Source organism: Leucobacter sp., assembly GCF_053528595.1.
The window spans coordinates 24,402-35,804 of the sequence record NZ_JAIVPF010000066.1 but is presented as its reverse complement, the minus strand read 5'-3'; the positions used below and the strand labels follow the sequence as shown (position 1 = coordinate 35,804).

At 71.6% G+C, this 11,403-nt stretch carries 9 protein-coding genes; 6 read left to right on the top strand and 3 right to left on the bottom strand.

Annotated features, from left to right (window positions below; translation table 11 throughout):
* Positions 1-221: S-layer homology domain-containing protein (locus ACWKZU_RS13865; protein WP_449282919.1), on the top strand; the 221-nt coding region annotated here is incomplete at its 5' end.
* Positions 222-664: 443 nt separating this feature from the next.
* On the opposite strand, the gene ACWKZU_RS13860 is transcribed toward ACWKZU_RS13865, so the two are convergent.
* The 3 genes from ACWKZU_RS13860 to ACWKZU_RS13850 all read right to left on the bottom strand — a co-directional run bounded on the left by ACWKZU_RS13860 (position 665) and on the right by ACWKZU_RS13850 (position 4,634).
* A complete protein-coding gene (locus tag ACWKZU_RS13860; RefSeq protein WP_449282918.1) occupies positions 665-2,581 on the bottom strand; it encodes a glycosyltransferase in 1,917 nt (638 codons plus the stop codon).
* Between the two features lie 297 nt (positions 2,582-2,878).
* Positions 2,879-3,229, bottom strand: coding sequence for a hypothetical protein (locus ACWKZU_RS13855; RefSeq protein WP_449282917.1), 351 nt, complete (start codon positions 3,227-3,229; stop codon positions 2,879-2,881).
* A gap of 10 nt (positions 3,230-3,239) precedes the next feature.
* On the bottom strand, positions 3,240-4,634 hold the full coding sequence (locus tag ACWKZU_RS13850; protein ID WP_449282916.1) for an O-antigen ligase family protein: 1,395 nt from the start codon (positions 4,632-4,634) through the stop codon (positions 3,240-3,242).
* 107 nt (positions 4,635-4,741) lie between these two features.
* Between ACWKZU_RS13850 and manA the strand changes: the two genes are divergently transcribed.
* From manA to ACWKZU_RS13825, 5 genes are all read left to right on the top strand, one after another.
* Positions 4,742-6,139, top strand: a complete 1,398-nt coding sequence (gene manA / locus ACWKZU_RS13845; RefSeq protein ID WP_449282915.1) for a mannose-6-phosphate isomerase, class I — start codon at positions 4,742-4,744, stop codon at positions 6,137-6,139.
* A 120-nt stretch (positions 6,140-6,259) separates the two neighbouring features.
* The gene (locus ACWKZU_RS13840; RefSeq protein ID WP_449282920.1) at positions 6,260-6,643 is read left to right on the top strand and encodes a hypothetical protein; all 384 of its coding nucleotides are present in this window, start codon (positions 6,260-6,262) and stop codon (positions 6,641-6,643) included.
* Positions 6,643-7,581: a bifunctional riboflavin kinase/FAD synthetase gene (locus tag ACWKZU_RS13835; RefSeq protein ID WP_449282914.1), complete on the top strand. Its 939-nt coding sequence runs from the start codon at positions 6,643-6,645 to the stop codon at positions 7,579-7,581. The genes ACWKZU_RS13840 and ACWKZU_RS13835 overlap by 1 nt, the downstream gene beginning before the upstream one ends.
* A gap of 168 nt (positions 7,582-7,749) precedes the next feature.
* Complete coding sequence (locus tag ACWKZU_RS13830; protein WP_449282913.1) at positions 7,750-9,939, top strand: DEAD/DEAH box helicase; 2,190 nt, start codon at positions 7,750-7,752, stop codon at positions 9,937-9,939.
* Between the two features lie 312 nt (positions 9,940-10,251).
* A complete protein-coding gene (locus ACWKZU_RS13825; protein ID WP_449282912.1) occupies positions 10,252-11,289 on the top strand; it encodes a 6-phosphofructokinase in 1,038 nt (345 codons plus the stop codon).
* Positions 11,290-11,403 lie beyond the last annotated feature (114 nt).

The window sequence follows — 11,403 nt, the reverse complement described above, 5'->3', positions numbered from 1 at the left end:
TCATGTTCCGGATGCAGGCTCCGAAGGGCTACAAAGCTCCGAAGACCTCGCCGTTCTCCGACGTGAAGCCCGGGCAGAAGTTCTACAAGGAGATCACCTGGATGTACAAGTCCGGGCTGTCGACCGGCGTGAAGCAGAAGTCGGGCAAGCCGAAGTACATGCCGAAGAGCAGCGTGACGCGCGAGGCGATGGCGGCGTTCATCTACCGCCTGAAGCACTGACGTTCGCGCGCTGATCCTCGCGCGCTGACGTCCTCGGCCAGGGGCCGGGCCTCCGCAGGGAGGCCCGGCCCCTGAGCCGTTTCCGCCCGGTGCCCTCCCGATTCCCGAACCGCTATCGCAGCGCTCCGGGGCCGGGCGGGTGCGGATCCCGCGATCCGCTTCGCCGCGACAGCACGATCGGGCAGGCGGGTACGGGATCCCACATCGGCTTCGCGGCCGCGGGGCGACCGGCCGCCGCGCATCCGCCTGCGCACTCCCGTCATCCTGCGCGCAGTCGGAGGATCCACCGGGCCGCCCGACCGCTCCCCGCGCTCGCGGGTGGAACCCGGCCGGCGCACGGCGATCCCGAACCCGGCCGGCGCACCGTGATCCCGGACCCCCTCTGCGGGGGCCGGGCCCGGCGGCCGGCCGAGCGCGCCTCAGCGCGGCGCGGGGGAGAGAGGCTACCGCCCCTCGAACGTCCGCTTCCACTCCTCGGCCGAGGTGATGCGGGGCAGCGCGGCGCGGTACTCGCGCGCCAGCCGGTCCCAGTTCTTCTCGATCCTGCGGGTCAGGGCGCGCGATTCGCGCAGCAGACGGCGGAACTTCGCCCGGTCGTGCCGGTACCACATCTTGCCCGCCCCGTCGGCGGAGCCGACGATCACGCTGCTGTGGTGCGGGATCTGCCACCAGGTCGCGTCGAGCTTGGGATACTCGAGCTCCGGCTCCTGCCGATCGTTCTCGTTGCTCTTGCGCAGCCAGTGCTGGGGCACCATGCGCAGCGTGAAGAGCGCGAGCCGCAACCCGGACGGGCCGACCGGCTCCTGCAGCAGCGGCAGCGCCCGGCCGCCGCGCGACACGGGGGCGTCCGCGTCGCCCGAGCGGTAGACGCGGGTCTCCGGGAAGTCGGCGGCGCGGGCGCGGGCCGCGGGCATGTCCGTCGCGATCTCGTCGTGCAGCCGGTCCGGGCCGCGCAGCACCGAGCGCATCCCGTCGACCGCCAGCTGCACGGCGTAGTACTGCATGTTGAGCAGCTTCTTGATGTCCTGCCGGCCGCTGTTCTGCAGCAGCTTGCCCCCGCCCGGCCGATCCGAGTGCAGCAGCCCCGCGATGATCCGGTTGCGGGTGTGGAAGAACGCCTGCCAGTCCTGCGAGTCGTCCTTGTCGATCCACGACACGTGCCACAGCGCGACACCCGGCAGCGACACGGTGCGGTAGCCCGCGGCCTTCGCCCGCAGCCCGTACTCCGCGTCGTCCCACTTGATGAAGGCCGGCAGCGACAGCCCGATCTCGGCGATGATGCGCTTCGGGATCATGCACATCCACCAGCCGTTGTAGTCGGCGTCGAGGCGCGCGTGCATCCACTTGGTCTGGCGCAGATTGCGCTTGCGGAAGTCGTGCCGGTGCTGCTCCTCGAAGGAGGGCCCCCACATGAACGGGCCCGGTCGCACCACCTCGGCCCAGGCGTGCAGCACGGGCTTGTCGAGCAGGTCGAACATGTGCCCGCCCACGATCACCGGCGTGCGGCTGAACCGGCCGAACTGCAGGGCTCGCAGAGCACTCTCGGTCTCGAACTCCACGTCGTCGTCGAGCAGCAGCAGGAAGTCGGTGTCCTCGCGCTCGAGGGTCTCGGCCATCGAGCGGGCGAAGCCGCCCGATCCGCCGATGTTGCCCTGCTCGATCACCCGCAGCTTCTCGCCCAGGCGCTCGGCGACGGCGTCGAACCCGTCCTCGTCGCGCACCTTGCGCGTGCCCTGATCCACCAGGAAGATGCGGTCGATGCCCTCGAGCAGAGCCGGGTCGTCGGCGATGTTCGTGAGCGTGGCCACGCAGTAGTCGGGCTTGTTGTAGGTGGTCATGCCGAGGCTCAGCCGGCCGGTGGACACGGGATCGGCGTCGGTGGTCCACGATCCGCTCTCGAGGATCAGCTCATCGGTGCCGGTCTCATCGGTGCTCGCGATGAGATCGAACCAGTACCAGCCGCCGTCGCTGAACGCGGTGAGGGGCAGCTCGAAAACGCTCTCGGAGCTGCCGCCGACCGCGCGCGAGTCGACGCGCTGCTGCACGCCCTGGGCGTTGGAGCGGTAGACGATGATGGTGCCGGGTCCCTGCGTGCGCAGGGTGAGCCGCACCCGGTCGACGACGGTCCAGCGCTGCCAGTAGGACGCCGGGAAGGCGTTGAAGTAGCTGGCGAAGGAGACGCGCCGGCCGGAGCGCACCCGCACGCTGCTCCGCGAGAGCACGTTGTCGATGTGCGCGTTCTCGCTCAGCCGCACCGGCCGTCCGCGCACCGCCGTCCAGGTCTCCGCGTCGGCGTAGAGCGGCAGCACATCGGGATCCTTGGCCAGCGGGAAAACGACGTTCTGGAGCGTGGTCGGCATCGAAGGCGCGCCTCTCTTGACTGACGGGAGCCGGGAGCATCCGGCCGTTGCAACCCCCACAGTCTACCGAGGGGGTGCTCGGTGCTCGCCGATAGCGCCCGCTCCCGGCCCCGTCCATCATCCTGCGCGCGTGCCATGCTCGGGCCGGATGCGCCGGCGCTCCGCGCGTTCCGCGCTGGCGCCACCGCGCCGGGCGAGTCGCAGGATCCGCACCGTGCACCGGTCCGATTCGATGGATCCCGCGGCTCCGGCTCGTTCCCCGCCTCCGCGCAGGATGACCGGGGGCCTCGCGACTCGTCAGTCCACGTCGAGGCGGTGGCTCACGCGCCACACCGCGACGGTGAGCTGCGGCACGTCGGCCGCGATCTCGCGCAGCAGCTCGAACTCCACGCGGTCCGCGTTGCGGCGGTGCTCGTGCGCGTCCGGGCCGCCCGAGAGGGCGGCGAGGCGCGCCAGGCCGAATTCGGCCAGCTGACCGCGATCCTCGAGCATCTCGTCGCGCAGCGCGAGCACCACGAGCTCGTCGACCTCGGGCACCTCCGCGAATGCGATGGCCGGATCCTCGCCGTCGCGCATGCGGTGCTCGAGGATCGTGTCGCGCTCGAGGCGCGCGTCGGACCGCAGTCGCTGCAGCCGCTCGGTCGTCATCAGCACGGCGTCACCGGCCGTTCCGGGTCCGCGGCACCGTGATGGCGCCGGTGTGGCGGGGGATCGGCACGCGCCGCCAGGGCAGCTTCGTGGGCTCGGCGTCGAGCGACGGCAGCTGGAAGTCGAAGCGGGACTTCACCGCGAGGAGGATCAGCAGCAGCCAGTTGCCCTCGATGAGCAGACGGCTCTCGGTGAGCGACTGCACGAGCAGGGCCACCATCACGAGGAAGGGCCAGAGCGCGCTCGTCGCGTAGGGCAGCGGCTCTCCGAAGCCGCGGCGGGGCGGATCCACCGCGCGGAACCACACCCGCCACATGGTGAGCACCACGATCGGGGCGAAGGCGAGCACTCCGACGATGCCGAGCTGCAGCCAGACGTCGAGCCAGGCGTTGTGGGCGCTCATCACCGTCACCCCGGCTTTGACGTCGAGCGATTGGAACGGCTCGACCCACGGGGCCCAGTAGCTCACCCAGCCCCACCCGAACCAGGGGCGCTGCTCGGCGAGCTCGATCACCAGATGCCAGGTCTCGAGGCGTCCCGTCATGTCGGCGCTCTTGCCGAGGATGCCGAAGACGAAGTCGCGCGCGAAGAGCACGAGCGCGACGGCGACCACGACCAGCGTGGTGCCCGTGAGGTAGAGCGGCACGCGCCGCTCGGGGCCGAGCCGGCGGGCCCACAGCGCGAGCGCCAGGGCGACCGCCGCCGCGGCGAGCGCCACCCACACCGTCGCGCCGCGCGTCAGCAGGATCACGGCGAGCGCGGCGCCCACCCAGAACCAGCCCGTGACGGGGCGCACGAGCCCCGCGCGCAGCTGGATCCCGAACACGATCAGCCCCAGCAGGCCGATGAAGCCGAACAGCACCGAACTGGCCACGATGCCCTGGATCGGCCCGCCGGAGAAGAGCAGGTCCCGGCTCCAGTAGAGCAGCTTGGGCACGGTGCCCGAATCCGGCTCGGTGGCGATGGGCTGCAGCACGGGCTCGCGCACGATCAGCGACACCCACAGCTCGAAGAGGAAGGACACCCCGATCAGCCAGCGCAGCGCGGAGCCGAGGGTGCGCAGCACCTCGTGCCAGGTGAGCACGAAGGCGAGCACCACGGCCAGCAGCGTCGTCGCCAGCTGGGCGGTCACGCCGAGCACGCTCTCGAGGCGGTATTGCGACCAGGCGATCGAGAGCACCGCGAGCGTCAGGAACCAGTAGACGGGGGAGGGGAGGCGGTACCAGCGGAAGCGCTCGGGCTTCAGCCGCACGAAGAGCACGACACCCCACACGGTCAGTGCCGCGGCGATCGCGAGGAAGCCCCACCAGCCGAGCAGATTGCGCACGCCGTTGCTGCCGAGCGTGACGATGAAGACGCAGATCGCGTATGCGCTCACACCGAGTCTGGTCTTGCTCTCCGCCATAGTCGGTATGGTAGAGCATGGCCCCTACGGCGACCTGCGCGGGCAGCGGTCGCGAGCCTGCGGGCCTCGAGTCGACGGGCCTCGAGTCGATGGGTCGGAGGAGTGACGTGCTGATCTTCATCGAGAACACCCCGCGCGCCTACGCGTGGGGCTCGAAGGACGCGCTTCCCGACATGCTCGGCACTGAGCCGACCGGCGAGCCGCAGGCCGAGCTGTGGCTCGGCACGCACCCCAGCAGCCCGGCGGTGGTGGCCAAGGCGAGCGCCGCGACGCGCACGCTCATCGACCTCGTCGAGAGCGATCCCGAGCGCTACGGGGTGAACGGCGGCCCGCTGCCGTTCCTGCTCAAGGTGCTGGCCATCGGCGCTCCGCTGTCGCTGCAGGTGCACCCGGACCCGGGGCAGGCCGAGGCGGGCTACGCGGCGGAGGAGGCGGCGGGAGTGCCCCGGGACGCGCGGCACCGCAACTACGGGGACCCCCGCCACAAACCCGAACTGCTCGTCGCGCTCAGCGAGGTCAGGGCGCTCAGCGGGTTCCGGCCGCTTGCCGAGGTGCGCCGGGATCTCGCGCTCCTCGCGGGTGCGGCGCGCGCAGGAACCGGACTCGCGGGGCCGGAGCGCGAGGAGGCCGAGGCGCTGGATCGGGTCGCGGATCGCCTGAGCGGTGAGGATCCCGAGCGGCGGCGGGAGTTCCTGGCGTGGGCGTTCAGCGGCGACGCGGTCGTGGCGCGAGCGCTGCGCGCCATCGAGGGCGCCGTCGGCGGCGCCGACCATGCCGACCATGCCGGTGCCGGTGCCGGTGCCGGTGCCGATATCGCCGCCGGCGCTCGTGCCGGAGCCGGCGATTGCGTCCTCGGCCGCGCCGATGCCGCCGAAGCCCGGCGGATCGCGGAGGCCACCGGCCTCGATCCCGAGCGCGTCGCGGCGCTGCGCGAGCTCGTCGTCACCCATCCCGGCGACCCGGGGGTGCTCGTGTCGCTGCTGCTGCACCTCGTGCGGCTGGCGCCCGGCGAAGCGGTCTTCCTGCCCGCCCGCCAGCTGCACGCCTACCTGAGCGGCATCGCCGTCGAGGTCATGGCCTCCTCCGACAACGTGCTGCGCGCCGGGCTCACCGAGAAGCACGTCGACGTGCCGGAGCTGTGCCGCGTCGTCGACGCCGGCGAGATCGACGAGCCCCGCTTTCCGTGCGCGCGGCTGGCGCGCGGGCTCGTGGTGTGGCGTCCCGATGTGCCCGACTTCCGGCTGCTGCGCGCCCGGCTCTGCGACCCCGACGCCGAGGGCGGATCCCGCATCGACGACAGCGCCCCGCTCGTCGAGGTGCCCGCGGAGCACCCGCTGGTGCTCGTGGTCACGGCCGGCCGGGTGCGGGTCGAGCGGCCGGCCGCCGACGCGGAGGCGCTCGCCGAGGTGGCGACCGCGCGCCGCGGGCAGTCGCTCTACGTCTCGGCGGGCGAGCCGATCCGCCTCACCGGTCACGGAGAGGTGTTCCTCGCGACCGTCGGCTGAACGGCGGTGCCGCGCCGGGCGAGTACACTGGTGCGCGTGTCGAACGCCGATCTCCGTGAACCCCGAGACTCCGCCGCATCGCGAGCCCTGCCCGGCGATCGGCTCGGCGGGCTCGGCCGGGTGCTCATCACGGTCTACATCGTGCTCGCCATCGCGGCGACGTTCCGCTCGATCTATCAGATCATCACCAAGTTCGACGAGGCGCCGCTGGCGTACTCGCTCTCCGCGGTCGCGGGCCTGGTCTACATCGTCGCGACCGTCGCGCTGATCAAGCGCGTGGGCGTCTGGCGCACGATCGCCTGGTGCGCGCTGCTCTTCGAGCTCTGCGGCGTGCTGATCGTGGGCTCGCTCAGCCTCATCGCGCCGCAGCTCTTCGCGCACCCCTCCGTCTGGTCGCATTTCGGCAGCGGATACCTCTTCATCCCGCTCGTGCTGCCGGTGCTCGGCCTGATCTGGCTGCGCCGCACCGACCGCGCCGCGGCCGGGATCGAGGAATCCGCCTGATGCGCGTGATCGACACCCTCGAGGCGATCCGCCCCGAGGACTTCCCGGATGCCAGCTGCGTCGCCATCGGCAAGTTCGACGGCCTGCACCGCGGACACCAGTCCATCCTGCGCAGCGTGACGGAATCGGCGCGGGCAGAGGGGCGGCGATCCGTCGTCCTCACCTTCGCCAACAACCCGCTCAGCTACCTGAAGCCCGAGGCCTGCCCCCAGCCGCTCATGAGCCGCGAGCAGCGCCTCGAGGCCTTCGAGGCCGCGGGCGTCGACGTCTGCGTGATGCTGGAGTTCGATGCGGCGATCGCCTCGATCCCGGCCGAGCGCTTCGTCTCGGAGGTGCTGGTGGATCGCCTGCGCGCACGGCACATCGTGATGGGCGCCGACTTCCGCTTCGGCCACCGCGGCGCGGGCGACGGTGCACTGCTGCGCGCGCTGGGCGGGCGCTACGGCTTCGAGGCCGACGTGCTCGGACTGATCGAGGACGGGGACACCGGTCAGGTGTCGTCCTCCAGGGTGCGCGAGGCGATGCTCGCCGGCGACGTCGACGTGGCGGCCCGCATGCTCGGCCGACCGCCGGCGGTGCGCGGCGTCGTGGTGCACGGCGACGCGCGCGGTCGGGAGATCGGCTTCCCCACGGCCAACCTCGGCGGCGACATCGAGGGTCTCGTGCCGGCCGACGGCGTCTACGCGGGCTGGGTCGTGGTGGACGGGGAGCGGCTGGTGGCCGCGATCTCGGTGGGCGCCAACGTGACCTTCGACCCCGAGGGGGAGCCCCGCGTCGAGGCGTTCGTGCTCGACTTCGATCGCGACATCTACGGGAGGCGCCTGGAGGTGCAGTTCGCCCTGCGGCTGCGCGGCATGGTGCGCTTCGGCTCCCTCGACGCGCTGCTCGACCAGATGCGCGCCGACGTCGAAGCCACGCGAGGCATGCTCGCCGGATGATCCGCGGGAGCGCTTCCCCGCCGCCCAGCCGCGGATGATAGGATCATGAGCACGGTCGCGCGAACGTTTCACGAGCCCCATGCCGCGCATGAGGTCAGGCTCGGAACCCGCGAGCGGCCTGCGCCTCGGCACACGCGCCGAGATGCACCACGCTGATCAGGAGATCCATTGGCAACCACCACTGCCACGCGTCAGTCCGCCTCGAAGAGCAAGTCCGCTGCGAAGGACAAGGCGACCCAGACGCGAGACACCGGCGCCTCGTCGCGCTCGAACGGCCGTCGCAAGCACACGCACAACGAGGGCATCATCCCGCTGCTGGCCCGCGCCGTGCGCGAGGTCGAGGCCTCCGCGCAGCGCGGCAAGGCGAGCCCGGCCGGGCGCACGAAGTTCCACGTGATCGCGCTGCTCATGCGCGAGGAGCGCGCCCGCGTCAAGACCGATGAGTCGGTGAGCGACGCCGAGCGCGCCGAGACGCTGAAGCGGCTCGACGGCGTCGCGGCGATCCTCGCCAAGACCGCGGCCCGCGATACGAGCCTCATCACGCTGCTCGAGCCGACGGCCCCCATCACCGAGGCCACCCGGCTGCTGAAGCGCAAGATGCTCACGCAGGCCGGCATCGCGCTGCCGGAGGAGGAGAAGGCGGCCCCGGAGCCGGCGCAGACCTTCGTGCCGCCGGAGCTCGCCGAGCGCCAGGTCGAGCCGGCGGGCATCGACGCCCGCATGATGGCCAACCCGTTCCTCGCCCCCGACCTCGCCCCGCCCCGCAAGCCGACGCCCGTGGTGCGCCTGGCGAACTGGGAGCTGCTGGGCCCGCTGCTCAAGTCGTTCGAGCAGGGCGGCGGCGGATCCGCCTGCATGGAGCTGCCGGCGCCGCCGGTGCCGGATCGCCTCGCCCCGGCCGGACGCGAGCTGATGCCGCACCAGGCGCGCTTCCTCGCGAGCGTCGCCGAGGGGCATCGCAGTTTCCTGCTGGCCGATGAGCCCGGCCTCGGCAAGACCGCGCAGTCCGTGCTCGCGGCCAGCGTCTCGGGGAGCTACCCGCTGCTCGTGGTGGTGCCCAACGTGGTCAAGATGAACTGGGCGCGCGAGGTGGAGCGGTGGACGCCGCAGCGGCGCGTCACCGTGATCCACGGCGACGGGCAGGACATCGACCCCTTCGCCGACGTGTTCGTGGTGAACTACGAGATCCTCGACCGGCACCTGAGCTGGATCTCGCGCTTCGGCTTCAAGGGCATGGTCGTCGACGAGGCGCACATGATCAAGAACGTGCAGTCGCAGCGATCCCGCAACGTGCTCGCGATCGCCGAGAGCATCCGCGAGCGCACGCCGGGCGTCTCACCGCTGCTCATCGCGCTCACGGGCACGCCGCTGATCAACGACATCGACGACTTCCGCGCCATCTGGCGCTTCCTCGGCTGGACCGAGGCCGACAAGCCCGGCCCGGAGCTCATGGCGCGACTCGAGAGCAACGGCTGGACGCCCGCCGATCCCGCGTTCTATCCCGAGGCGAGGCAGAGCGTGATCGACATGGGCATCGTGCGCCGCCGCAAGATCGACGTCGCCGCCGACCTGCCCGCGAAGCGCGTGGTGGACCTGCCCGTCGAGCTGGACGACGAGATGGGCCGCGGGATCCGCGAGGCCGAGGCCCAGCTGGCCCGCAAGCTGCTGGATCGCTTCACCGCGGTCAAGAACGGCAAGCTGGGGCAGAAGCTCAGCGACGAGGCCATCATCCGCATGGTGTGCGCGCAGGAGCTCGAGGAGTCGAACGCCTCGGCAGACGGCATGAACGTGTTCACGATGGTGCGGCAGATCGGCCAGGCGAAGGCCTCGCTCGCGGCCGACTACACCGCGCAGCTCGCGCGCTCGGTGGGCAAGGTGGTGTTCTTCGCCAAGCACATCGACGTGATGGACCGCGTGGAGGCGCAGCTCGCCGAGGCGGGCCTGAAGACCGTCTCGATCCGCGGCGACCAGACGGCCACGTTCCGTCAGGAGCAGATCGACGCCTTCAACAAGGATCCCGAGGTGGCGGTGGCGGTCTGCTCGCTCACCGCGGCCGGCGTGGGCGTCAACCTGCAGGCCTCGTCGAACGTGGTGCTGGCCGAGCTCTCCTGGACGGACGCCGAGCAGACGCAGGCGATCGACCGCGTGCACCGCATCGGTCAGGACGAGCCGGTCACGGCGTGGCGCATCGTCGCGGCGCAGACCATCGACGCGAAGATCGCCGAGCTGATCGACGGCAAGGCCGGCCTCGCGGCCCGCGCGCTCGACGGCGCCGCGGCGCCCGCCGAGGACGCCGACTCGGTGCAGCTGCTCGCCCTCATGGGAGTGCTGGAGCGGGCGCTGGCGCAGCAGGCCTAGGCCTGGAGGAGCGCGGCGCCCTCGCCCCCGGTCTCCGCTGTCCCTCCCCTCCGTCCCCCCCGCCGAAACCGAGTCGATTGTGTGAAAACGGGCGAATTGTCGCTGCTGGAAGGCACGGTCTCGAACAATAGGCTCGGTTTCGGGAGGGGCGGGGCAGCACGCACAGCGCTGCGCGGGCACCACCTGGCCGATTCCGTTTCGAATCTGGCAGGAATGCGCATGTTCGGGTGGATCCGGCCAACGCTACGATAGGGGCGATGTTCCGGCGACCCCGCTTGCCCGGGGCGCCGAGCGAGACGGACGAGGAGACTCATGCGCATTGGTGTGCTCTGCTCCGGCGGCGACAGCCCCGGTATGAACGCCGCGATCCGCGGCGCCGTGCTGCGGGGCGTCGAGGTGCACGGCTTCGAGATGGTCGGATTCATGGACGGCTGGCGCGGATTCCACGAGGCCGATCTCGTGCCGCTGGATCGCCCCGCGGTGCGCGGCATCTCGCCCCTCGGGGGCGTGATCATCGGGACCAGCCGGGTGCAGCCCTTCATCGGCGGGCGGGGCGACGAGGCCGATCTGCAGGTGATCCGGGATCGTATGGCCGAGTACGGGCTCGACGGCCTCCTGCTGATCGGCGGCAACGGCACGCAGACCGTCGCGAAACTGCTGACCGAGGCGGGCATCCGCGCCATCGGCCTGCCCAAGACCATCGACAACGACCTCGGGGGCACCGACTACACCTTCGGCTTCGACACCGCGGTCTCGATCGCAGCCGAGGCGATCGACCGCCTGCGCACCACCGGCGAGTCGCATCGCCGCTGCATGGTGCTCGAGGTGATGGGGCGCAACGCCGGATGGATCGCGCTGCACGCGGGCATGGCCGGCGGTGCTCAGGTGACGCTCATCCCGGAGCACCCGGAATCGATCGAGCAGATCTGCGAGTGGGTGCTGAGCGTGCGGGACCGCGGACGCTCCTCGCTCGTGGTCGTGGCCGAGGGCTTCGCGCTCGAGGGTTCCGCGGGCGAGGTGACCCGCGAGGGACTCGACGGATTCGGGCGCCCGAGGCTGGGCGGGGTGGCCGAACTGCTCGCACCGCTCATCGAGCAGCGCACCGGCATCGAGACGCGGGCCACGGTGCTCGGGCACGTGCAGCGCGGGGGATCGCCCACCGCCTTCGACCGGGTGCTCGCGACGCGGACGGGGATCGCCGCGGCCGACGCCGCGCACGCCGGCCGGTGGGGCACCATGGCCGGCCTGCACGGCGATCGCATCGAGCTGGTGCCGCTCGAGGAGGCCGTGGGCCGGCTCAAGACCGTGCCGGACGCGCGCTACGAGGAGTTCCGCCTCAACTTCGGCTGAGCCCCGCTCGCTCGACCGCGCGTGGCGTCGAGTGCCGTCGACCGTCATCGAGCGCGGGGTCGGGATCCTGCGCTCTTCGATCCTGGCTCGTCGGGATCCCCTCCGCTACGGGCG